This window comes from Autumnicola patrickiae (assembly GCF_031846525.1).
Taxonomy (GTDB): Bacteria; Bacteroidota; Bacteroidia; order Flavobacteriales; family Flavobacteriaceae; genus Autumnicola; species Autumnicola patrickiae.
Window position 1 is genome coordinate 91,776 of the sequence record NZ_JAVRHM010000009.1, and the last position, 24,886, is coordinate 116,661.

The window sequence follows — 24,886 nt, forward strand, 5'->3', positions numbered from 1 at the left end:
GTAGGATACTGATTCACTTCGGTATATGCCAATGAGAAGCTTTTTTCCATTAGGTTGGGAAGAGGCTTTTTTGCATTTTAAACCTTTTCAAAACTATCTCTTCTTAAAATTTAGTATTTAAGCTTTCACAAGCTAAAGGTCGATAATTGCCATTTTTGGGCTGCCTCTTATTTTCTTCGGAATAGATCTTTACTGAAGAGATTTCAGCAGGAAAATTGCTGAAAATCAAAGAGAATACATCCTTTTGAAGGCCAAAATGTTGTTGTTAAAGCTGAAAAATTTGTGAAAACGACCTTTCAGCAGCTAAAATTGGTTGTAAATGGTATATTTAGAGGAGAAAATTAAATTTTAAGTACCAAAATGGGAGTAATTCATCTGGAGTATTTAATCGATAAAAAATAATGAAGAAAATAAGCATTTTAAAGCATAGTCTTTTTTGCACAATCATCGCAATTTGCTTTTTTAGTACCGCTTTTGCACAAGATGAAGTAATAGACCTTTATGATGAAGCTCTTCCCGGCGCACTTATTTCCGGAAACTATAAAGAGCAACCTGAAATTGACGCAGAAGGAAATGTAAAACGTATCAGAAAAGTTTCCAATCCCACCCTCAGCGTATTTTATCCCGAAAATAGCAATGGCACCGCAGTCCTTATCTTTCCCGGCGGGGGATATGGTCACCTCGCAGTTCAGGCTGAAGGTAGTAACGTTGCCAGCTGGTTTAATAAAATAGGGGTAACGACCTTTGTTTTTTTATGAAAAAGGAGGCCACGGCTTTGGTTTGGGATATGAGGGCACAAAACAATTTTGGCCTTCGACACTGGAAAAATGGCTGCAGCAACATTCTTATCTGGAAGCTTCCAATAATTCTTCAAAAGATCTGAAAAAGCCATAAAGATTCTGAAGGCCATCTGCTAAAATTAAATCTCCTTATCATCTGGAAAACTGCAGCTCGAAAATTGGCAATTTTCGTACTAAGTTTTGAAAATGATATATCTGGATAGCCTGATATTCCTTCTCTTCCGGAATATATTTATCTCTTAAAATAATAATTATCAGCTTAATGCAATTGTAAGAATTTGAAACCTAATTTAATAGGAAGATTCTTCATATGACGTGGGAAAGTCAATTTGGCTAAATTCCAGGTTGTTCATCGAAAACTATATTTCCTTTCTGTCTATAGTATTATATTCGTTATAGGATTAATCTGTACCCTATCTTCAGTTATTCCGGTTAGAAAATATTTCTAATTGAATGCCGTGTACGTCGTTTGTCCTAACTCCTCTTAAGGACATTTCGCGATATTTTCTCCCCTTTTAAAATTGATAAGGTCTTTAGATGAATTGCTTTTTGTGAAGCATCAATAACAGCTATTTCTGAAGCAGTTTCATCTTCATTTTTTAAATCTATCTAATCTAAATACTTCAACTATGGAGCAAAATTACGAACGTCTCACATACTCCATTATTATCACCTTACTGATCATGTTTTTCCATTTTTATAATGTTAACGCACAGAGTTTTTCCCAAAAAGATCTGAACTTTAATGGAAAAGGAAACCTCAATAATGGTACTTCTCTCATGTTTGGGCCAGATGAGCGTCTATACGTAGCAGAATATACAGGTGAGATCAAAATCCTGTCCCTCGAGCGTACCGGCCCAGGGGATTATATGGTTACGGATGTAGAGATATTACAGCAAATCCAAAGTATTCCAAATTACAATGATGATGGGACTTCTTTTTCTTCGGCTTATAGAGAGACAGTAGGTCTTACCGTTACAGGAACTTCAGAGCACCCGGTAATCTATGTGGCTTCCAGCGATTTTCGTATAGGTGGCGGTGGGGGAGGTGGAAGTGGCGATGTGGGGCTGGATACTAATTCCGGAATCATTACCCGCTTCAGTTGGAATGGTACAGGTTGGGATGTGGTGGATATCGTACGGGGTCTCCCCAGATCTGAAGAAAATCACGCTACTAACGGTATGGAATTCCGCACCATTAACGGTGAGGATTATCTAATTGTTGCGCAGGGAGGGCATACCAACGGCGGAAGTCCTTCGGTTAATTTCGCATTTACTACAGAATATGCTCTCTCTGCCGCTATTCTTTCGGTGAACCTTAGCATGCTGGAGAGTATGCCTGTTCGGGACGATAATGGCAGAAAATATATATACGATCTCCCCACGGTAGATGACCCTACCCGCCCAAATCTCAATGGAATTACAGATCCCGATGATCCGGCTTATGATGGGATTGATATTAACGATCCTTTTGGTGGAAATGATGGGCTGAATCAGGCAAAAATTGTTGAAGGTGGACCTGTACAAATTTTTTCTCCCGGTTATCGTAATGCCTATGATCTGGTGATTACAGAAAGCGGTGCTGTTTATGTTACAGACAATGGTGCAAATGGAGGTTGGGGAGGTTTTCCCGTAAATGAAGGAACAGCGAATGTCAATAACGATTATGATCCTGCCGAACCTGGAAATACGTCTTTTAGTGATGGAGAAAAGATCAATAATAAGGATCATTTAACGCTGGTAACGCAGGATATTCAAAATTATCAATTCGGAAGTTTTTATGGAGGCCACTGTACTCCAGTCCGTGCTAATCCTCATGGAGCAGGTTTATATACCAATCCTGCTGCTACCGGAACAACAGGCGCAGTGTTTCGTACCTTGAAATACCACCCAAATCCAACTTCAGCAGGTTATACTTCAGATCCTCATCTTGCTTTACCGGCCGACTGGCCTCCGGTTTTAAAAGCTAATCCTGTAGAGGGAGATAATCGCTCTCCTGGAGATCTCAATCCAGATGGAGAGAAGGATGTCCTGGTCACCATCTGGGGAACAAATACTAATGGTATAGATGAGTATACTGCATCAAATTTTGATGGTTCCATGAAAGGCGACTTAATAGCGGGCGTTAATACCGGTGTGTTAAGACGGGTGGAGTTAAAAGCGGATGGAACTCTTGAAAAATTAACCCCATCCTTTGCCTCAGGAATAGGAGGGGATGCACTGGGAATAACCTGTAATAGTGATGATGATCCTTTTCCCGGGACAATCTGGGTGGCGACTTTGGGAGGAAAACTGGTGGTTTTAGAACCACAGGATTTTATTAATTGTAAACTCTCTCCTGAAGATGATTATGATGCTTTGGCAGATAATGATTTTGATGGATATACCAATCAGGATGAGTTTGATAATGGTACAGATCCCTGTAACGGAGCTTCCCAGCCGGGAGATTTTGATAAATCTTCAGGCGGATTAATGATTTCAGACTTAAATGATCCAGATGATGATAATGACGGAATTCCGGATAGAGATGATCCTTTTCAGCTGGGAGATCCCTTTAAAGAAGGCAGTGACGCCTTTGTACTTCCAGTAACAAACCAACTCTTTTCCAGTAATACTAATCTGAATGGTTATATGGGACTTGGTCTTACGGGATTAATGAACAACGGAGAACCAAACCCAAACTGGTTGAACTGGCTGGATCGCAGGGACGACCCTAACGATCCTAACCCGAACGATATTCTTGGTGGTGCAATTGGGGCCATGACTATGCAAATGACTTCAGGGACGGCGCTTGGTAGTAATAATACACAGGAAAAGGCTTTCCAATACGGGGTGCAGACAAATTTTACGACCGGCATCTTTACTGTGGCGGGTGGTTTATTCAATTTTAATGCACCGCTTCAATTGTATGGAAACTTTCATGCGCCAAATGGTGAGCTGGGAATCTTTATAGGTGATGGTTCTCAAAGTAACTACATCAAATTTGTTCTTACTCCCGGAGGAATAAAGGTGCAACAGGAGCTTAATGACATTCCCGGTACCCCGATAAATTATGATATTGCTGTTGAGGAAAGGCCAGAATCGGGAGCTTCTTTATTTTTTATCATAGATCCCTCTACAGGTTTAATCAGGCTGGAGTATTCCAAGGATTCGGACGTACGCCGTGAAGTTGGAAGTATTTATGCTGAAGGGGCTATTCTTGATGCCATTCAGCAAAAAGATATCGATCTGGCAGTGGGGCTTATTGGCTCTTCAAATGCTGAAGGTGTGGAGGTTGAAGGAACCTGGGATTTCTTAAATGTTACAGTAGATAATCCTTATGTGGTAAAACAGATCCCCGATATGGAAGTTCATTTAAATAGGGAAGAGAGTAGTATTGACTTGAATAATTTTTTTAATGACAATTATGGTGTAGAGAATCTCACTTATTCTGTTCAGGGTAATACCAATTTAGAAGTTGCTACAGTAATTTCAGAGAATAATTTAGCTATTGGTCATCCGTCCATTCCTACGATAGCGGGTATAATTATCCGTGCAACCGATGCTGAGGGAAATTTTACAGAGCAAACTTTTAAGGTGAAAGCTGTAGATCCAGATTCTGAGAAAAAGCCGGTACTTTACCGGGTAAATGCAGGTGGTCCGGTAATAACTTCCATAGATGCAGAGATGGATTGGAGTGGCGACACTTCTGTAAATCAATCTCCTTACCTGTCTCAACCCGGCGGTAACCGTACTATGATTTTTGGAATGACCGGATATGATCCGGGTGTGGATTTAGCCGCTACCCCTAAGACCATATTTAATACAGAAAGGTTTGATGACAAGGCGGGAGAACCAAACATGACCTATTCTTTTCCGGTAAATACAGCCGGGGTTTACAAGGTTAGACTCTATTGTGGAAATGGCTGGAGCGGAAGTTCTGACCCCGGACAGCGTGTTTATGATGTGAAAATTGAAGGAGTTATACCTTCAGATTTAAACAGATTGGATCTCTCTGCCAGGTTTGGTCACCAGGTTGGTGGGGTTGTTCCCTATGATGTTGTGGTGACTGACGGGGCTATAGATATATCTTTTATTCATCATGTGGAAAATCCGCTTTTAAATGGAATTGAAATTCTCAAAATGTCAGAAGGAAATCCAGTTATAGTCACAAAAGTAGACGACCAGATCAATCCTTCCGGAGAAGAATTGGAGAGTGGGCTTCAGGTTTTGGCTGATGGAGGCGATGGAACTTTAAATTATGCTATGACAGGAGCACCACAAGGTTTAACTATGAATTCAGCTACTGGAAGAATCTCAGGAAATATTGATATTGATGCACATATAAACAGCCCCTATACAGTAATGGTGGTTATAGATGATGCAGATGAGGAGACGGACGATGCTGAAATTGTTAATTTTAAGTGGGTGGTAACTTCAGGAAAACCGGAGATTGTCCAGGCAATACCAGATCTGCAACGAAATATTAATGCTCCGGCTGACGAACTGCTTTTAGATACTTTCTTTGATGATAATGGTGGTGTGGAGAACCTAAGCTATACAGTGGAGAAAAATACTAATACTGAAGTGAAGCCCATCATAAACGGCAATACCCTTACTATTAATTATCCTTCCTCAACTGCGGAATCAGATATTACTATTCGGGCTACCGATCTTCATGGGAATTATGCGGAACAGATTTTCCAAATCAGGGTAATAGATGATTCAACAGGTATTCCTATTGAGGTGACTGCAATTGCTTCTCAGGAAAATCTTGTTAGAGATGAACTGGATGGTAGCTGCGGTGTCACAGCCACAGGCGGGGATGGACCGCTTGTCTATTCAATGAGTGGCGCGCCAGAAGGTGTTGTTATAGACGCTGTCACAGGATCTATTTCCGGAACAATTGCTGCAGATGCTCATGATTATAGTCCTTACAACGTAACTATTACAGTAGACGATAGTGATGCGGAAAGTTCTGATGCTGTGGAAATCAACTTTACCTGGACAATACTCTCAGGAGAACCTGTTATTGCTGAAGTGATGCCCGACCTGGAACGATATGTTAATGCTCCCGATGAAGCGATACTTCTTAATAAATATTTTGATGATAATGATGAAATTCTCACTTACACTTTACAAAATACAAATCCGGAAATAGGTGCTGTTATTACGGACAATAAACTCGCTCTAAGTTATCCATCTTCCCCTGCAGTATCAGATATAATCATCCGTGCAACCGATTCTGATGGAAATTTTGTGGAGCAGACCTTTGGAGTAAATATTATCTACGATCCTGCAGGCGTTCCTATTGAAGTGACTCCAGTTGCTTCTCAGGAAAATCTGATAGGAGATGAACTGGATGGCAGCTTTGGCGTTACAGCTACAGGTGGGGATGGAGCGCTGATCTATTCCATGAGTGGTGCGCCAGAAGGCTTGATTATAGACGCTGCTACAGGAACTATTTCCGGAGTAATCGCTTCAGATGCTCATCAATACAGTCCTTATAACGTCCTTATCACGGTAGATGACAGTGATGATCAAATTTCTGATGCTGTGGAAACAAATTTCACCTGGACAATATTATCAGGAGAGCCTGTTATTGCTAAAATTATACAGGATATCGAACGATATATTGGTGCTCCAGATGAAGAAATAGTGCTGGATGCCTATTTTGATGACAACGATGGAAAGGAAAACTTAATTTATACTGTCAAAGCTAATACCAATTCAAATTTTGGAGCAGTAACCTCAAATAATATTCTTTTTATTAGCTATCCTTCTTCTCCTGCAGTATCAGGAATAACCATTCGGGCTACAGATGCTAATGGAAATTATGTGGAGCAGACTTTTGAAGTGAGGGTTAAGGAGGAGGAGATACCTCAGGAATACATTGTGCTTTATCGGGTAAATGCTGGTGGTCCTGCGGTCGCAGCTATAGACGGGGAAATGGATTGGGGTGCAGACACTGCCGGTGAAAATTCGCCATACCTTGTACAGCCCGGAGGTAACAAAGCACTCAATTTCGGAATGAAATCTTATCATCCAGATGTTGATCTTACTACCACTCCTACAGGTATATACAATTCAGAGCGATATGATGATAAATCCGGAGCGCCTAATATGACCTATTCTTTCCCTGTTTCCAAACCAGGATTTTACCAAGTGCGTTTGTACTTTGGCAATGGATGGAATGGTAGTTCCTCCCCGGGTCAACGTGTTTACGATGTAGAAGTCGAAGGTGTTATACCTTCAGATTTAGATGATTTGGACCTCTCTGGCAGGTTCGGTCATCAGGTGGGTGGAATCGTAACGTACAATGCTGAGGTTTTAGACAGTGCTATAGATATTTCATTTATACATAATGTGGAAAATCCGCTGATAAACGGAATAGAAATTCTGGGAGTTTCAGGAGGTAATCCGATTATAGTGGCAGACCTTGAGGATCAAATTAATATTTCAGGGGAAGAACTGGACGGTAGTCTGGTAGTTTCTGCCAGTGGTGGTGAGGGTAATTTAAGATACTCAATGTCAGGAGCACCTTCAGGTTTAGTTATAGAACCAACCAACGGCCAGATAGGAGGAAGTATTGCTGCAGATGCTCATAAATACAGCCCCTACAACGTCATTATTACTGTAGATGATAGTGATGAAGAGACTTCTGATATATCGGCAATGAGTTTTACCTGGACAATATTCTCGGGAGAGCCTTTTATTGCTGAAGTGATGCCAGACCTGGAGCGATATGTTGATGCTACAGATGAAGAGATACTTCTGGACACACATTTTGATGATAATGATGAGATTCTCACCTATACTTTGCAAAACACAAATCCGGAAATAGGTGCTATTATTACGGGGAATAAACTCACTCTTACCTATCCGTCTTCTCCTGCGGTATCATACATAACCATCCGGGCAACCGATGCTGATGGTAATTTTGTAGAGCAGACTTTTACGGTAAGTGTGATCTACGATCCTGCAGGCATTCCTATTGAGGTGACTCCAGTTGCTTCCCAGGAAAATCTTATAGGAGATGAACTGGATAGCAGCCTGGGTGTTACAGCCACAGGTGGGGATGGAGCACTGATCTATTCAATGAGCGGTGCGCCAGAAGGTGTTATTATCGACGCTGGCACAGGGACCATTTCGGGAATAATTGCTTCAGATGCCCATACATACAGTCCTTACAACGTAATTATCACGGTAGATGATGGTGATGAAGAAAGTTCTGATACTGTGGAAATCAGTTTCACCTGGACGATATTCTCAGGAGAACCCTTTATTGCTGAAGTGATGCCAGACCTGGAACGATATGTTAATGCTCCTGATGAAGAGATACTTCTGGATACTTATTTTGATGATAATGATGAAATTCTCACTTACAATTTACAAAACACAAATCCGGAAATAGGTGCTGTTATTTCAGTCAACAAACTTGCTGTCAGTTACCCATCTTCTTCTGCAGTATCAGAGCTCACCATCCGTGCAACAGATACTGATGGAAATTTTGTGGAGCAAACTTTTGGAATTATTGTTAAGGAAGAGGAAGTGCCTGAAGAAAATGTGGTGCTTTACCGTGTAAACGCAGGTGGCCCGGCAATTCCAGCTATAGATGGAGAAATGGACTGGAGTGCCGATACTTCCGATGATAATTCTCCCTATCTGGTCCAGGCTGGAGGAAACAGGACGCTTAACTATGGAATGAAATCCTATCATCCAGATGTGGATCTAACGACCACTCCTATGAATATTTATAATTCTGAGCGTTTTGATGACAAATCCGGACCACCAAATATGACCTATTCTTTCCCGGTAACCACTTCGGGAATTTACCAGGTGCGCTTGTACTTTGGAAATGGCTGGAAAGGTAGTTCCTCTCCTGGTCAACGTGTTTATGATGTGGCAATTGAAGGTGTGATACCTTCAGATTTGAATGATTTGGACCTCTCGGGCAGGTTCGGTCATCAGGTAGGTGGAATCGTAACCTACGATGCTGAGGTGTGGGATGGCACTCTGGATATTTCGTTTATTCATAACGTAGAAAATCCGCTTATAAACGGAATAGAAATACTTGGTCCATCCCAGGAAACAATAAAAGCAGAGGCGTTATTACAGAAGGATAGTAAAGGTTCCGGGCAACAGAGTCGCTGGACGAATTTGGGAGAGTTGAAAGCATCAATTTACCCCAATCCTGTTTCTTCGGAAGCTTATCTCCAGTTATCTGATACACAGGTGGAAGTAAACGGAATGTCTTTATACGGATATAGCGGACAAATGATTAAAACCTATCCTAAAAAAGAACTTACGAAAGTAGAAAATGGGCTGTACCTCTTCAGGGTTTCAGGTCTTCCCGATGGAATTTATATTGTAAGATTAGATACGAGTGTTTCCAATGCGGTAAACCTAAGACTCATCGTTAAGAATTAACTCAAAACTGATAAACAAATGTAGGAGATAAAGGGATTGCTTCTATTTGTAAATGTAAGATCAAAGTCTGGTTTTTATTCTGAAATTCCGGAGAGTTTCTTATATTCAAGGTATTTCAGCTTTAATCAGATAAAAAGTAATTTTATGAAACCAGAAGAATACTTCTTTAAAGACGACGGAAGCATCCCGAATAATAAGCTTCCGCTTCTGTTGTATAAAAATGCGTTTTCGGAAAGGGGAAAATCCGGAGCTGAATGGCTGGAGAAGCGATTTTCAGAAAATAACTGGAGAAACTCCTGGAGGAATGGTGTCTATGATTATCATCATTATCACAGTAATACCCATGAAGTCCTGGGAGTGTACAGCGGTAAAGCTTTATTGCAACTGGGAGGAGAAAAAGGCGAGAAACTGGAAGTGACTGCCGGAGATGTAATTGTTATTCCGGCAGGGGTGGGGCACAAAAATTTGGGAAGTGAAGATTTCCAGATAGTAGGCGCTTATCCCAACGGAATGGACCACGACATGAACTATGGAAAAGATCAGGAACGCCCTCAATCGGACAAAAATATTGCTGAGGTGCCATTACCGGAAAGCGATCCTGTTTTAGGAAAAGACGAAGGTTTACCAAAGATTTGGGCGGGGGGCTAAATCTCAATAATAACAACATTAAATCTATTTTTTTAAAGAAGCAGTCTGTTTTTCCATTTCAAGAGTTTTTCAGGGTCAACTTAAAAAACCAGCGGCTGCCATGAGAATGGCAGCCGCTGGTTTTATGCTGATGGTTGAGCACTAAATTACAGTCTAATTACCTATTGTGCAGGATAAATTCTGGCAGCCCAGCCGCCCCCGTTTGCCAGATGAACATTCAGTTGCTCACCAGACTTTACATTTATCACCTCCCGTTTATAATCGGTTGCTTCTTTGTCGGCATTTACTCCGTCTTTAAAAATTACGGCTTCGTAGTCTCCTTCCGGTAAAAATGAAAGATCGATTTCAAGATCCCGTGCATCCCAGTTAGTAATGGCACCTACATACCATATATCGTGTTTTCTCCGGGCAATGGCTGCGTATTCTCCTACTTTACCGTCCAATGCAACGGTTTCATCAAAAGTAGTGGGCACAGAAGCTATAAACGCTGTGCTTTCGGGTTCATCTTTATAATTGGTTGGATTGTCTGCAAGCATATTAAACGGAGCTTCATAAAGTACATAAAGTGCAAGCTGATGTACGCGCGTTCCCTGGCTCATGGGAGCAGAATGTATTGCCCGGAAATTATCTTTACTGGCATTTATCATTGCACCCGGAGTATAATCCATCGGGCCGGCGAGCATTCTTATATAGGGAACTCTGGTGTCATACAAAGGAAAGTCAGTATTGGACCATTTTGTATTTTCCAGACCGCGAACTCCTTCAAAATTCACCACATTAGGATAGGTACGCTGCAGGCCGGTTGGTTTATAGGAGCCATGAAAGTCCAGCATAAGTTGATGTTCCGCAGCTTTTCTGGATATTTCGTAATAAAAATCAACCATTTTTTGATCATCCCTGTTCATAAAATCTACTTTTAGACCTTTTACACCCATTTCAGAATAAGTAGCCAGCGCTTCATCCATATTTTGCGCCAATGGGAGATAGCCAGACCATAGCCAGACCCCCACACCTTTGCTGCCGGCATAACTAATAATTTCGTCCAGGTCTATATCAGGAATTGTATTTAGAATCTCTCCTTTGGGAGCCCAACCTTCATCCAGCAGGATATTTTCAATCCCATTTTCTGCGGCAAAGTCGGTGTAATATTTATAGGTTTCGGTATTAATTCCGGCTTTAAAATCCACTCCCGAAATGTTCCAGTCATTCCACCAGTCCCAGGTGACTTTTCCAGGTTCTATCCAGGAAGTGTCATCTATACGCGGGGCAGAAGCAAGCTTATAAATCATATCGTTATTAAGAAGTTCTTTGTCTTCGTTGCTGATGATCACAACGCGCCATGGAAAACTACGCGAACCTGAAGTTTTTGCTATGTAATCGGCTCTTTTGGTGACAAAAGACTGTAATCCGTTATGTCCGCCCTGTTCCTCTTCCAGGGGATAGCCGGCAAATTCTCCTTTTAAAGAAAAATCATTGTCGCCTGCTTTCAGAAACATTCCGGGATAACTTTCCAGGTCTGCTTCTGTAATTGCTGCTTTCATTCCGTTTGGCAATTCCACCAGAACAGGGGCAAAAGCGATCGTATCTTTGTTAATTTCAGATAAAGGAATATGCTGGTAGAGGTTTTCAAATGAAATCTGATACACGTCGTTTGCCGGATCGTTAGCATAAGGAATATAGATCATATGATCTTCAGGAAAATTAAAATTCACCTCTTCAGAAGCAATAGTGAACTCCTTTTTTCTGTTGGTGGTAAAGCGATAGGCAACGCCGGAATCATAAGCTCTAAAGATTAAACCATAATTCTTGTTGAACTTTAAAATCAGCTGATTGTAATGATCTTCAATGATATCCTTTTTATAATTAATCGCATCAATAGTCGTATTGATCTCCTTTTTTTCAGAATCGCGGACCTTAGGAGTGGTGCCAAGTTCTTCGCCATTTTCCAGCGTCATTGCGATACGGGAAGGGGAGATAACCTGGTGTGAACGGTTGGATACAGTCCAGGTGATATTTTTACCAATATTAACTTCCACCTGTATTTCAGAATTTGGAGATGCTAGTGTAAAGCTGGTCTCTTTTTGGGCAAGTACAGCGCTACTGCTAACAGTAACAAAAACGAATAGAGTTATGATTTTTGTAATACGCAACATTATTGTTGATTTTGGTAAAGCAAGATACTTTATTTCCGCTTGTCCTGAAAGTGCTGCCTATTGGACACTAAAATTAGAAGGCCTGCTTTCTCTAGAAGATGAATCAAAAATGAACAGGAAGAGTGCGGCAAAATTCTTTTTTCTATTTTTGTTCTATGAATGATCCCCACCCCAATGAAGAAATATGGCGAATTCAAACGCTACTGTCTTACAATATTTTAGATACTCCATACGAAGAGGATTTTGATGGCCTGGTGCAATTAATCTCTATTATTTGTGAATCTCCAATTGCGATTATTTCCATGATCGACGAAAACCGGCAGTGGTATAAAGCTAAAGTTGGAATAGCTTTTAATGAAGTACAAAGAGAAGAAAGTTTTTGTCAGCATACTGTTTTGCAAGACGGGATTTTAGAAATAGAAGATGCAAAATTGGATGACAGGGTAAAGGATAACCCTCATGTCACTGTAAGTGAGGGAATAAGGTTTTACGCAGGTGCACCTCTTAAGGCCGATAATGGGCATAATATAGGCACCGTTTGTGTAGTTGATACAAAGCCAAAAAAGTTGCGGCCAGATCAAAGAAAAGCCCTTCAAATACTTGCAGATCAGGTGATGTCTCTTTTGGAGGCGAGGAAGAAAAATGAAGAGCTAAGGAAAGAATTGAGTATTGTTCTTGACAGGAAAATAGAAGAAGCCGAAAAACAACTTCTTCAGAAGGAGGGCGAATATGATAATCTGCTGAAGGCAATAAAACTGAACAACGGAGTAATTGAATTCTCACCGGAAGGAAAAATCCTAAAGGTCAATAAAAATTTTCTCAATTCCATAGGCTACAGCAAAGAAGAGCTATTGGAGAAACAACATTCAATATTATTGAATGAAGAACAGAAAGAAGATTACTGTAACTTCTGGCAGGAACTTAAAAAAGGGAAGTCCAGGGGTGGTCGCTTTATGAGGCGGCATAAAAACGGCTCAGAAGTTTGGTTTCAGGCCACTTATAATCCTATTCTTGATTTGGATGACGAGGTAATAAAGGTAATTAAAATTGCCCAGGATATAACAGCAGAGATCAATGCTCAAAAAGAAATTCAGAAGGCAAAAGAAACTGCAGAATCCTTAAATGTCCATAAAGACAATTTTATAGCCAATGTAAGTCACGAGATTAGAACACCAATTCATGCTATTCTTGGATTTACAGAACTTTTGCTGGAACAGGAATCAATAGAAGGAAAACTCAACTATCTTAAATCCATAAAAACAGCCGGGGACAATCTTCTGTTTATCATAAACGATATTCTGGACTTATCTAAAATTGATGCCGGAATTATCGAAATGGATTATTCCGTCTTTGATTTAAAGCAGGTTGTGCGTAATGTCTTTTCGATCCTGCATTTAAAAGCCAAACAAAAGGAAATTGCGCTTACCTATGAATTCCAGGAGCAGGTGCCGCAATATTTAGTTGGGGATAAGAACAGGTTGACTCAAATCCTTATTAACCTCCTGGGAAATGCCATTAAGTTTACCGCGCAGGGGAGTGTGAAATTGGGTATTGGTTTGCAGGGAAGTACTGGTACTAAAGATCGTGGTTACGTTGAATTCACGGTTACCGATACGGGAATTGGAATAGCTGAAGAGAAACTGGATAAGATTTTTCAACGATTTTCCCAGGCAGACGAAGCCATTTCCCGAAAATTTGGCGGTACAGGTTTAGGTTTGAATATCTCAAAGCAGCTAATAGAGAAGCAGGATGGATCTATAGAAGTAAGTAGTGAAATTGGAAAAGGTTCAACCTTTAAAGTTGTAATTCCGTATAAGATAAGTGAAAACCCAATAGCAGAAAAAAGTCCATATTCCGTTGAAGGTGAAAGTATCACAAGAAAAGCTAATATTCTGGTGTGTGAAGATAATGAGCTTAATCAAAAACTTATAAAAGCAATATTGTCTGAAAAAGGACATCATGTAGATATCGCATCAAATGGTAATATTGGGCTGGAATTTCTCGCTAAGAACCAATATGACCTTGTGTTTATGGATATCCAGATGCCGGAAAAAGACGGCTATGAAACAACACGAGAAATCAGGAACACGATGGATCTTAAAATGCCAATTATCGCCCTTAGCGCCAACTTTCTTAATTCTGAAAAAGTAAAGTGTCTGGAACGGGGTATGAACGATTACTTATCTAAACCTTTTGGTAAGGAGGAGCTGGAAGGGCTGCTTAACAGATGGTTAGGTAGCGGAGGCCGGAAATTAACTAATGCGGGAGTTAACAAGGTAAGAGAAACGGATGACGTAGTTTTTCTGAATAACCTCGAAGAGTTTTCCGGTGGAAACGAAGAATTTAAAGCTGAAATGATTTTGTTGTTTATCGAGCAGTCAGAAAGAATGCTTCAGGATTTGGAGAAGAGCGTGGAGCAAAATGATTTTAAAAGCATTAAATCGACTGCCCACAAGTTTAAATCCTCCTTTGGGATTATTGGTGCAGATACAGAAAACCTGAATAATCTCGAGGAAATTCAGGAGGGGGAAGTAAATCAAAAAGAAGTTGAAGAACTTCTGAAGGCTCTAAAAGACCAGCTTAAAAAAATATTCTTTATCTTGAAAAAAATTAACAAACCCCAATATGAGAATCCTACTGGTGGAAGATGATGAGATGTTACGAAAGTCGCTTGTCTTCTTTTTAACTTCAAAGAAATATGAAGTCAGTGCTTTCGATAATGGTCTGGATGCCATAACACATCTGGAGTCTTCAGAAAATCCAACAGATCTTTTAATAACAGATCTTAATTTGCCTTTTGCAGCTGGACAACAGGTCATAGGCGCAGCAAAGAAAATTGTGGACTCTTCAATTCCAATTATTGTGCTAACTTCTTCCGGAGTAGAATCCACAGAGCTTGAGGTGTTTGATTTAGGCGCAGATGAATTTGTCACTAAACCTTTTAGTCCGCCGGTTTTATTAAAAAGGATTGAGAAACTCCTTCCAAAATAATTGGTTACTCTTTAATCACTTCAATAAATAATGTGAAATATAATATTTTCTGCAGGCCCTGATTTCTATTTATGCATCTAACAAATCAACAGGAATTTTTTTCTATTTATGAAGTTGTGCTGCTCCTTATCCTGCTAATTCTGGCGGTAGGCTTGCTGTTTTTTTTACTGACCTTCTACAAGAGGATTTTGCGTATTTCTGAAGACCGGCGAAAACAGGAATATCAGGAAAAAATTGAAAGTCTGTTGTTTTCCTTTTTATTCGGGGAGATGTCGATTAAGGAAATACAGGAAGATCAGGATTTTCAGAAAATGTTTCAATCAGGTTTATTTCAAAAGGTTTCGATAAAAGCTATAATTTCCCTGCATCACAGCTATAGTGGAGCCTACAGCAGGAAGTTGGAACAATTTTATGAAGAAGCAGGATTTGCGAATTATTCGGTAAAACGTTTAAATTCCCGAAAGTGGCCGCATGTGGTAGAGGCGATAAGAGATCTTTCCACCATGAATCATTTAAAATCTTATCCTAGAATCGCTTCACATATCGTTCATAAGCATCCGTATGTAAAAACTGAAGTACTTATTGCAATGATAAAAATGAAAGGGATTTCTGAAATTTATAAATTTCGGGATTCAGCTATGTTTTTAAATGACTGGGTGCAAAGCTGTATTCTTTTTACCGTAAAGAAGCACAATATACCGGCTCCTCCAGATCTTGTTGATTTACTGAAGAGCAGGAACCGTTCTATAGTAATGCTAACAGTTCGGCTTATAGATTACTACAAATCTGCAGAACATTATACAGTTCTTTCCAGTTTCTATCAGCAGACGGTGGATATAAAACTGAAGAAGGAAATGGCACTGGTTTTACGAAAAACAGAATCGATATATTAAAGTTATGACAGGAATAGATGCTCTGGATATACTCATTTATGGATTCAATTACCTGATACTTATTTTCGTATTCCTGGTAATGATTTCTTATATCGTTCTGGCGATAATATCCGGGTTTTCTTTAAAATCTTATCTTCGGGAGAACAGGTTTGTAAATTACAATGCACTTTTAGCGCTGGAGAATGCACCGTGGGTATCACTAATCGCCCCCGCATATAACGAGTCTAGAACAATAAAAGAAAATGTACGTTCCCTGCTGGCGATCAATTACAATAATTTTGATGTTATAGTAGTAAACGATGGAAGCAAAGACGATTCCATTCCGGTGCTGATAGAGAGTTTTGAACTGGTAGAAGCTCCTTTGGAATATAAACCGCGCCTTAAAACAAAGGATGTGAAGGCGATTTATGTTTCCTCCAATCCGGCATTTTCAAAATTAGTTGTAGTAGATAAAGAAAATGGAGGTAAGGCAGATGCCCTTAACACAGGAATAAATATTTCCAACAATCCATACCTCGTATGTATCGACGTGGATTGTATTATGGATAAGGACGTGTTGCTAAAACTTGCAAAGCCATACCTGGAGCAATCTGAAAAAAGAACTATAGCCACGGGAGGTGTAGTGAGAATTGCCAATTCCTGTATAATAAAATCGGGAAAACTTGTTGAGGTACGTGCTCCGGAGAATTTCCTGGCAAGAATACAGGTAATAGAATACCTAAGGGCATTTATACTGGGCAGGATGGCCTGGAGTAAGTTAGACGGATTGCTTATTATTAGCGGTGCATTTGGAATGTTTGACAGGGAGATAGCCATTAAATGTGGTGGATACGATACCAGGACAGTGGGAGAGGATATGGAATTAATTGTGAGGATGCGACGTTACATGATCGAAAATAAGGAGCCTTATACAGTGCAATATATTCCGGATCCGCTTTGCTGGACAGAAGCCCCTGAAACCTATAAAATACTTCGGAAACAACGCAGCCGGTGGATGCGTGGTACAATAGAAACTTTGTACACGCACAGGAAAATGCTTTTTAATCCGAAGTACAAAACCCTTGGACTTTTAAGCTATCCCTACTGGATGCTTTTTGAATATTATGCGCCAATAATTGAATTCACCGGACTTATAATAACAATAATACTTGCGGTTTTTGGAATTATTAGCTGGAAATTTTTCTTTCTGTTTTTGCTCCTGGTTTATGCCTTTGCTGTAATGTTTTCCATGATCGCCCTATATTCTGAAGAAGCCACCTTCCAGCGTTATGAGACTTTAAAAGATCTTAGGAAGCTTTCGATAATTGCACTCCTTGAACCAGTAATCTTCCATCCATTTACCGTTTATGCCGCTATTATGGGGAATTGGGAAAAACTCAGAGGAAATAAAGGCTGGGGTGACATGACCCGCACCGGTTTTGATAAAAAGCCATAAGCTTAGTTTCTGTTGTTTTAGGTAATGCATTAAAATGGCAATTATCGGCATGCTATATCGTGTATATTCAGATTAATCCTGCTTTTTACCTCTTGGTTCCTGCTTCTTCTTTTTACTTTTTATTTCTTTCCCTCTTTAACCCTATTCACAAAAATAAAATATCACTAAAAATGGGTATTGCGCCATGCTGCTGCTCAACCTATTTTTACCGCATTATTGTACAGAGAGATACAAATCCATTTTATACTAACCAGCCAATTAAAAAAACATGAAAAAAGCTATTCAAGTTTCTATTGTTACATTGTTTTTAATTTTTTCGTCTGTTCTTTCGGCTCAGGAAGTGGGGGAGCAATATTATTTTTCCGAAGATAAGCCAAAGGTAAGACCCTTCAGGATTGGAGGTAAATTGGGTTTTCCAAACCTGATAGGCGGAAACCTGGAATATGTAACGCCCTTGTTGGGGGATAAACTTGCTGTAAGTGTAGATTATTCGACTATTAAATCTGACTGGTTTGCACCTGAAGAAGAGGAGGGTTACGAAGAATCCGGGGATAAAATAGACTATACCTACATGGAAGGCGGTCTCAATTATTACCTCTTTAGCCCCGGAAAAGGTTTATATGTGGGTGCCAGTTATGGCACTATTAGAATTGACGGCGAGATGATGTTTTATTCTGAAAATTCTGACAGAACAGATCCTGGAACTGCGGATATTGATTTAACGAACAGCTCTTTCAGTGTGAAGTTAGGGGCAAAACTTGGAGGCTTATTCTACTTTAGACCTGAGGTTGGATATCGCTTTACACCCCTTCCGAAAGATTATGAAACCGTGGTGGTATTTAATGATGGCTATACTGAAACCCGACAAACTCCACCTATCGACACCGAGTCTTCTCCTCAAAATCTTTTGTATAAAGGATTAATAGCAAATATTGGTCTTGGATTTTCCTTTTAATGAAGTGCAACTCTTTGCAATTTATTCAGTGCTGAAGTTCATCTTCGATTTTAGGTGATGCTTTAAAATGGCAGTTATCGACCTGTTTTTGAGGTACGAAGTTAGAGATGTAATATGAATATCTTCTGGTGTACTGTGAACTTTCGTCTCTCCTCTCTTCTCTTTTTCTATTTAATTCTTTCACTCCTTTTTCAACATCTTCAAAGTTTAAATTCTTAAATTTTTTCCCATTTCATCTTAAAATTCCTGCCATCATACTTTCCGCAATGAGCTCAGCAGTATTTTTACAACCGCTTTTAGCGAGAACATTTTTTCTATGGGTGTGTATTGTATGGATAGAAAGATTTAAATGATCTGCAATTTGCTTGGCACCGTAACCTTGTGCAAGAAGATCTACAATCTCTCTTTCCCTGGTTGTGAGGGAGCCGGAAATATCGGATTCTGCACTTCCCATAGTGGGTTTAAAAATACCTTTATCTACGGGAACATTATAAAACGATTTTCCACCCTGGAGATTTACAAAAGAAACACTTCGTGTGCTATTCGCTGCAATGTGCGTGATGTCACAGTGAATAGTAAAGACGTGCATTGGCATATTATTTTTTGAAACTGATATTGGAGTGGCCTGCATGAGCATAACCCTGGTCCTCTTTTTATGATCTACCATTTTATAACTGTAGATTATTTTGTATTTCGTGAGCTCAGAGGGTGTAAGATAGTGGCAAAAAAAATCTTTTATTACCAGTTCCTTTTTTTCCAGTTTTTCAATTTCCTCCGGAAGTGCAAGTTTTAGTAGCTCATCCATAGTCAGGTTTTCAGGAGATATTCCTGCAAATTTTTCTACACTGGGGGAGATATAATCCAATTCAAGATTGTGCATATTTAAAATGTAGAAGTAAGATTCGCCCGGAGCAAAAAGAGCAGCCATCCTCTCGAACTGTTCAGTGATCTGATAACGTGAATATTGCAGAATTTCTGAAGAATATTCCCTTCTCCATAATTCTGAGATTTTGTGGTTTTCCGTTTCCATCCTACCTGTTAAATTTTTAACAATATAGGTAATTATCTCAAAATGACTACATTATAATGTTATATATTGTAAGTGTATTCCTATGTTTAAATAAGTCAAAGTGAATATAAATTTCTGATAACCAGATTTTTAGCGAGTGAAACTGTAGTGAATAATTTTTTGCATAAGAAATTAAATAGAAACCTTTTAACTGGTTGGATATTATTAAAAAAGGGCTTAAAAAGAGGTTTTTCCTTCAATCGTGTGAGACTTTTCTTTAAATATTTAAATCAAGATGCACGATCCTCTTATTGTTCTTTATTTTTTTTCTGAAGGGAAATATAGTGGTTTCAGGTTTAAAAATTCAGGGAAAAGCTTGAGCCTTTACCGGGTCCAGTATCAATAGTTAATTTTCCGTTTAGCTGTTTTGTAAGGGAGTGGATTAAAGACATTCCTGTCCTGTTGTTGTCTTTGTTGTAAACAAAGCCTGAACCGTTGTCTTCTATTTGCAGATGGTATTGCGAATCTATGAACCTAAAACGTATTGTAATGTTAGGATGTTCAGCGTCCTGAAAAGCATGTTTAAAGGAGTTGGTAATAATTTCGTTTATGATAAGACCCAGCGAAATTACCTTTTCAACATTTAAATCAATAGGCTCGACATAATATGAGATAATTTCGCCTTCAGAAGTCTTGGGTTTATTAAAGAATTCTATAGACTCACAAAGTTCCTTGATATAATCAGGCATAAAAATAGCAACACCCGTTTCCTGTCCATACAACCGCTGATGCACCAAAATAAGGGCCGTAAGCCTATTCTTGGTTTCCTGTACCTGGGATTGCTGAGCCGACTTTTCATCTTCAATAATCTGCATATCCAGTATACTTATTACCAGCTGGAGATTGTTTTTTACACGATGACTCAATTCCCGTAACAGGGTTTCGATAAAGGTATTTCTTTCCTGCAATTCGTTGACGGTTCTTTGAAGTTCCTGCTGCCTGCTTTCAATTTCCATCTTCTGACTTTGAATTTCCTTATTCTGTTTCAGGATTTCCCTTCTGTCCTTCAGCATTTTGTTCCTGAAGTTAATAATTACATAAGTCGTCAATCCCATAGAATAAAACATGGTGGTCATATGATCTATCACCGCTTCACCCCTGGAGGAATACGGAGTAATCCAACCAGGAAAGTTAAGCTCCAGGATGAGCAGGGTTGCATAGAAAAGAAACAGAATACCAGCTATTTTATATTGAAATCTTGCCGGCGCAACCAGAATAAAGACGTTTAGGAGTACAATTATAAGGAAGGCGACCGTGCCTCCAAGCCCATTGTTATAGAAGTACATGATGCCCAGAACTGTAATTATCGCTATCAGGTAATAACTTATTAATTGATTTGAATATTTATTCCTGTATCTCGATAAATAAAATAGATAAAAAGCGATGATGCTGCCTATAAAACTTAAGCCAACAACAGCCATGTTTAGGCCTATAATATAATTTATTACCGTCCCTACCAGCGCAAAAACAGAAATTGAAAACGAGGAAACATTAAAAATCCTCTGTTCAATTTCCAGTCCTTCAGTTCCGCTCAGCGATTTTAAGAAGTGAGAGATTGCCATCGATTCTTTATTCATTTTTCACCCACTTTAGCCGGGCTGCCAGGGCTATTAATTCGTAAGTAGAAGCCACGTCAAATTTTTTAAGAAGATTTTTGCGTTGGGTTTTGATTGTATGTTCGCTAAGGAAAAGGATATTTCCGATATCCCGGCTGTTAAATCCGCGGGTGAGCAATCCTATAATTTGCAATTCCCTGCTACTGGGTTTGGCAACAGCATTACCAAGATCGATTTTTTCAATTTTATTCAGGGCAATAGAAAAAGCTACCAGTAACTGGCGCTCAAGAAATGGCTTTACGAGGTATACCACAGGTTCGGTTTCCAACGCAGAATCCAGGAAACTTTTATCGGTATAAGCAGAGATATAAATTACCGGCACCCATTGTTCGTTCTGGATCTTTTTTACGATGCTTGTCCCGTCTGCGCTCTCATTAAGATGAATATCGCTTATAATTAATTTAGCAGGATTTTTTCTGAAAAGTTTTAGCGCTTCTTTCTCATTAGCCGCAATAGAAAATACAAAATCGCCCTGTTTACTGAGGATTTTCTCAATATTCTCTGCAACCAGGATCTCATCTTCAATAATTAAAATATGAAGATTTTCAGCAGCATTATTTTCTTCAGAAATCATTGTGAGGGTGTATTACATATAAAAATTTCAAAATTACCATTTACCAAAAGCCCTAGCTTTTAAAGCTGAAAATAGTAAGAAAGATAGTTTTTCTTCTGAATATTTTATAGGCTTAAACTGAACAAAATACAGCTTAAACTAAATCCGATAGATTTGGTCAAAAACAAAGTTTGAGTCGAAGGAATATTTATTCTGAAGTTATCTTTTTCAGTAAAATTAGAAGAAAAGCATTTACAGCACAATACCCACTTATGGTGAAAGAGTTTAATGCTCAGTAATAGCTGAAAAACCTGAGGAAAAGATAAAACCGTTCAAAAATGAATTTAACGTCATTCTAAAATTGGTTCATATGACGAAAACTGGCATTTTGGGACGGCCTCTTAATATAAAACTGTTGCTTGTAGAACAGCATTGCTGTTAGCTACCGATATTGAAATCTACCAGCGCTGGTGAACTTCCGGCTTGATGTATTTATCATAAATAGCATTCATTTTTTCTATTTTTTCCGAAGATAACGGCGGAAGATCATAAACTGAAGTATTTGATAATAAGTGATCTTTTTTAGATGCACCCGGAATGATACAGCTTATTTCTTCAAACTGAAGGATCCATTGTAAAGCTATAGGGGCTAGGTTTTTTGCGTCCGGAAAGAGCGCTTTTAATTCGTCCACTGCTTTTAACCCTTTTTCAAAATCGACTCCTGCGAAAGTCTCCCCTTTGTCAAAAGCTTCTCCATTCCTGTTGAAGTTTCTGTGATCTTCTTTATCAAAATGAGTATTGGAATCAAATTTCCCGGTAAGTAATCCACTGGCTAACGGCACTCTGGCAATAATTCCGACATCTTTTTTCTTCGCTTCCGAGAAAAATAGCTCTGAGGGACGTTGCCTGAAGAGGTTAAATATAATCTGAACAGTAGCAACATTATCATATTCCATTGCTTTTATGCCCTCTTCGATCTTTTCTACGCTCACTCCCAGGTTGCGCACTTTCCCCTGATCTTTAAGTTTGTCAAAAGCTTCAAAGATTTCGGGACGATAGTAAACATCTGTGGGCGGGCAATGCAGTTGCACAAGATCCAGGCGTTCGAGTCCGGTTCTTTTCAAGCTGTCTTCCACAAACTTTACAAGTGCTTCCGGAGTGTAATTTTCGTTGGTATGCGGATTAATTTGTCTTCCACATTTTGTGGCTACATATATTTCCTCAGACCGGGAGCGTACTACCCGTCCTACCGCTTTTTCACTTAGACCTTCCTCATAAACATCAGCAGTATCTATAAAATTCACACCCTGGTCTATCGCAGCATTTATAATTTGATCGGCTTTTTCATCATCAAACCCGGATCCCCATTTTCCTCCAACCTGCCAGGTTCCAAGTGAAATTTCTGAAATTTTTAAACCAGTTTTTCCCAGTGTTCTATAGTTCATGATCTTCTGTTTTTTATAAATTTAAAGATTAAAAGGAGCATAAAAAAGAACAGGGAGCTTTAAAGGGAAAGTTTAGGAATTTTATAACAGGAAGAGCGCTCTCTACTTTGGTAAAAAGTTCGTGGTTTGTCAGCGTTCGGATATAGGGAACCAACAACTGAGGTGTCACTTTCTACGTTTATTCGATTTAAAAGCGTCTCGACTCCGCTCGACGTGACATTCCGGAACTAAAAATAAATTAGAACATACGAAAGAGGGACGTACGATTAGGTCATCAGTAAATTTTAAAATCAGCAAATTCTCACATTTCTTTTATGAACCGACCTATTGAAGATTTATGAAATTTGAAATGATTCGTGAGTAGCAACTCTAGACGATAATTGCCATTTTTGAGCTGTCTCTTTAAGTTGTTCAGAAATAAAATTCACACTTCGACAGGGTCAGTGTGACAATAAACCCCAGCAATCGCGATTGTTTCTTTTCATTCAAGGAAAAGAAGAATGAACAGGTCGATAATAATTATTTTGGAGTGTCGCTTTGTACGTTAATTCGATTTAAAAGCGTCTCGACTCCGCTCGACGTGACATTCCGGGACTAAAAATAAATGAAGCTTCTACAATTAGGCAATTATCAAACTTTCCGAATCAGCACATCTTTAAGCCGCGACTTCTCTTTCCAGCGCCAGGAAATGAGTTAGTTCTGTGCCGTAGGAGCGCAACGGAATAATTGTGATTTCGCATAAATATTCCTCGTTATTCTTTCTGTAGTTTGTAAATGTTTCAGTGAAAATAATTTCCTCTTTTAATTTACGTGACACCCTCTTTTTAATCTCTTCAGGAGTATTTTGTCCCTGTAGGAAATCGGGAGTGCGTCCAATGGCAAAACTGGCAGCATATCCTGTCATCTCATAGAATCCTTTGCTTACCCAATTAATTACACGGGTTGCATCGGTTAATACCAGCGCATCGTACTCTTCATCCAGAACCGAATTAATATCGAATTGCCATTCGAATCTTTTTTGAAATTGTTTCAGGCTTTTTAGTTCCCTTTCTTTTCTCTTTCTGTTTAAAGCAGAGTGGAAACTGGTGGAGGAAATATCCATACCAGCCAGTGGGGCGGTAGCTAATCTATGGGAGTTAATTTTGCTTTTTATTTTCCTGTACTCCTTGTCACTAAGGGTTTGCAGGTAGAGATCCAGTGACCTCATATTGCTCAAATCATCCTGATATCTACTCATTTGCTGTTTTTAGCTTGTTTCTCAAATTATAAACCCCGGTGTGGGAAGCAATGTGCTAAATAATTAAAGAACCTTTTACTTAATAATCTTATCAGTGGTCAACATGCGCCTTTGCATCTTCGATTGGTGTGACACAAAGATACTCATAGCGTCGTCAGGCTGAGCCTGTCGAAGCCCTTTTAATGTCACTCAATACCAAGTTTAATTAAAAATAAAAGTACCTTAATCCGCTTCACAAACCAATTCTGTTTGCCCACTCAACGTTTATAATAAAAATAAATGTAGTGCTAATCCCCATGTGATGGTAATGTTATTGCCATTAACTTTAAATGGAAAGCTTAAAATATCTTTATAAGCTTTCCATTTAACATCTGTTTATTTAAAAAATGGACTTCAAAATATATATTGAAGCCAAATTAGGCTACATCTATGTGCAGAATTTATTCTGCATTATCTTTATATATTTTGTATCCAAGATAAGCTACCCCTGCAATGGCACCCCATTTTAAGAGACCTCCGAATAATCCCAATCCTTTTTTTGCAGCCCATATTTTTGCTGCTTTTTCTCCTGTTTCTTTTGCTGTTTTCGCTACATCCATAATGTTGTTGTTTTTAAATTAAGTTGATTTTTTTTGATCAAACACCTTTATCAGGTGGAAACTTTTGTGCTTTTAAACACTCCT

General features: G+C 39.2%; 15 protein-coding genes. 8 read left to right on the forward strand and 7 right to left on the reverse strand.

What is annotated here, in order from left to right; all coding sequences use genetic code 11:
- Positions 1–401 precede the first annotated feature (401 nt).
- From RM549_RS09425 to RM549_RS09435, 3 genes are all read left to right on the forward strand, one after another.
- Positions 402–758, forward strand: coding sequence for a hypothetical protein (locus tag RM549_RS09425; protein ID WP_311684079.1), 357 nt, complete (start codon positions 402–404; stop codon positions 756–758).
- Between the two features lie 671 nt (positions 759–1,429).
- Positions 1,430–9,208, forward strand: coding sequence for a malectin domain-containing carbohydrate-binding protein (locus tag RM549_RS09430; protein ID WP_311684081.1), 7,779 nt, complete (start codon positions 1,430–1,432; stop codon positions 9,206–9,208).
- 144 nt (positions 9,209–9,352) lie between these two features.
- The gene (locus RM549_RS09435) at positions 9,353–9,856 is read left to right on the forward strand and encodes a cupin domain-containing protein (protein ID WP_311684083.1); all 504 of its coding nucleotides are present in this window, start codon (positions 9,353–9,355) and stop codon (positions 9,854–9,856) included.
- 161 nt (positions 9,857–10,017) lie between these two features.
- Here the strand turns inward: RM549_RS09435 and RM549_RS09440 are convergent, their stop codons facing one another.
- Positions 10,018–12,009 carry a retaining alpha-galactosidase gene (locus tag RM549_RS09440; RefSeq protein ID WP_311684084.1) on the reverse strand — a complete coding sequence of 664 codons (1,992 nt, stop codon included), beginning with the start codon at positions 12,007–12,009 and terminating at the stop codon, positions 10,018–10,020.
- A 155-nt stretch (positions 12,010–12,164) separates the two neighbouring features.
- On the opposite strand from RM549_RS09440, the gene RM549_RS09445 reads away from it, so the two are divergent.
- From RM549_RS09445 to RM549_RS09465, 5 genes are all read left to right on the forward strand, one after another.
- Complete coding sequence (locus tag RM549_RS09445) at positions 12,165–14,660, forward strand: ATP-binding protein (protein WP_311684087.1); 2,496 nt, start codon at positions 12,165–12,167, stop codon at positions 14,658–14,660.
- Positions 14,635–15,000 carry a response regulator transcription factor gene (locus RM549_RS09450; protein ID WP_311684089.1) on the forward strand — a complete coding sequence of 122 codons (366 nt, stop codon included), beginning with the start codon at positions 14,635–14,637 and terminating at the stop codon, positions 14,998–15,000. Before RM549_RS09445 ends, RM549_RS09450 begins: the two co-directional genes overlap by 26 nt.
- Positions 15,001–15,071: 71 nt before the next feature.
- The gene (locus RM549_RS09455; protein ID WP_311684092.1) at positions 15,072–15,893 is read left to right on the forward strand and encodes a hypothetical protein; all 822 of its coding nucleotides are present in this window, start codon (positions 15,072–15,074) and stop codon (positions 15,891–15,893) included.
- Positions 15,894–15,897: 4 nt separating this feature from the next.
- Positions 15,898–17,328, forward strand: a complete 1,431-nt coding sequence (locus RM549_RS09460) for a glycosyltransferase family 2 protein (protein ID WP_311684094.1) — start codon at positions 15,898–15,900, stop codon at positions 17,326–17,328.
- A gap of 268 nt (positions 17,329–17,596) precedes the next feature.
- Complete coding sequence (locus RM549_RS09465; RefSeq protein WP_311684096.1) at positions 17,597–18,283, forward strand: hypothetical protein; 687 nt, start codon at positions 17,597–17,599, stop codon at positions 18,281–18,283.
- A 232-nt stretch (positions 18,284–18,515) separates the two neighbouring features.
- Here RM549_RS09465 and RM549_RS09470 read toward each other — a convergent pair whose 3' ends face one another.
- The 6 genes from RM549_RS09470 to RM549_RS09495 form a co-directional block, all read right to left on the reverse strand.
- A complete protein-coding gene (locus RM549_RS09470) occupies positions 18,516–19,313 on the reverse strand; it encodes a response regulator transcription factor (protein ID WP_311684098.1) in 798 nt (265 codons plus the stop codon).
- A gap of 335 nt (positions 19,314–19,648) precedes the next feature.
- On the reverse strand, positions 19,649–20,929 hold the full coding sequence (locus tag RM549_RS09475; protein ID WP_311684100.1) for a sensor histidine kinase: 1,281 nt from the start codon (positions 20,927–20,929) through the stop codon (positions 19,649–19,651).
- Entirely contained in the window at positions 20,922–21,542 is a 621-nt protein-coding gene (locus tag RM549_RS09480; protein ID WP_311684102.1) for a DNA-binding response regulator, read from the reverse strand. Before RM549_RS09480 ends, RM549_RS09475 begins: the two co-directional genes overlap by 8 nt.
- Before the next feature lie 437 nt (positions 21,543–21,979).
- A complete protein-coding gene (locus RM549_RS09485; RefSeq protein ID WP_311684104.1) occupies positions 21,980–22,966 on the reverse strand; it encodes an aldo/keto reductase in 987 nt (328 codons plus the stop codon).
- A gap of 655 nt (positions 22,967–23,621) precedes the next feature.
- A complete protein-coding gene (locus tag RM549_RS09490) occupies positions 23,622–24,203 on the reverse strand; it encodes a PAS domain-containing protein (RefSeq protein WP_311684106.1) in 582 nt (193 codons plus the stop codon).
- Positions 24,204–24,643: 440 nt separating this feature from the next.
- Positions 24,644–24,802 carry a hypothetical protein gene (locus RM549_RS09495; protein WP_311684107.1) on the reverse strand — a complete coding sequence of 53 codons (159 nt, stop codon included), beginning with the start codon at positions 24,800–24,802 and terminating at the stop codon, positions 24,644–24,646.
- Between the last annotated feature and the right edge of the window lie 84 nt (positions 24,803–24,886).

Excerpts from the sequence above, each read along its gene's own strand:
- RM549_RS09495 (WP_311684107.1), bottom strand. The coding sequence starts at position 24,802 with ATGGATGTAGCGAAAACAGCAAAAGAAACAGGAGAAAAAGCAGCAAAA.
- RM549_RS09430 (WP_311684081.1), top strand. The coding sequence starts at position 1,430 with ATGGAGCAAAATTACGAACGTCTCACATACTCCATTATTATCACCTTA.
- RM549_RS09485 (WP_311684104.1), bottom strand. The coding sequence starts at position 22,966 with ATGAACTATAGAACACTGGGAAAAACTGGTTTAAAAATTTCAGAAATT.
- RM549_RS09455 (WP_311684092.1), top strand. The coding sequence starts at position 15,072 with ATGCATCTAACAAATCAACAGGAATTTTTTTCTATTTATGAAGTTGTG.
- RM549_RS09460 (WP_311684094.1), top strand. The coding sequence starts at position 15,898 with ATGACAGGAATAGATGCTCTGGATATACTCATTTATGGATTCAATTAC.
- RM549_RS09445 (WP_311684087.1), top strand. The coding sequence starts at position 12,165 with ATGAATGATCCCCACCCCAATGAAGAAATATGGCGAATTCAAACGCTA.
- RM549_RS09435 (WP_311684083.1), top strand. The coding sequence starts at position 9,353 with ATGAAACCAGAAGAATACTTCTTTAAAGACGACGGAAGCATCCCGAAT.
- RM549_RS09425 (WP_311684079.1), top strand. The coding sequence starts at position 402 with ATGAAGAAAATAAGCATTTTAAAGCATAGTCTTTTTTGCACAATCATC.
- RM549_RS09480 (WP_311684102.1), bottom strand. The coding sequence starts at position 21,542 with ATGATTTCTGAAGAAAATAATGCTGCTGAAAATCTTCATATTTTAATT.
- RM549_RS09475 (WP_311684100.1), bottom strand. The coding sequence starts at position 20,929 with ATGAATAAAGAATCGATGGCAATCTCTCACTTCTTAAAATCGCTGAGC.
- RM549_RS09440 (WP_311684084.1), bottom strand. The coding sequence starts at position 12,009 with ATGTTGCGTATTACAAAAATCATAACTCTATTCGTTTTTGTTACTGTT.
- RM549_RS09465 (WP_311684096.1), top strand. The coding sequence starts at position 17,597 with ATGAAAAAAGCTATTCAAGTTTCTATTGTTACATTGTTTTTAATTTTT.
- RM549_RS09450 (WP_311684089.1), top strand. The coding sequence starts at position 14,635 with ATGAGAATCCTACTGGTGGAAGATGATGAGATGTTACGAAAGTCGCTT.
- RM549_RS09470 (WP_311684098.1), bottom strand. The coding sequence starts at position 19,313 with ATGGAAACGGAAAACCACAAAATCTCAGAATTATGGAGAAGGGAATAT.
- RM549_RS09490 (WP_311684106.1), bottom strand. The coding sequence starts at position 24,203 with ATGAGTAGATATCAGGATGATTTGAGCAATATGAGGTCACTGGATCTC.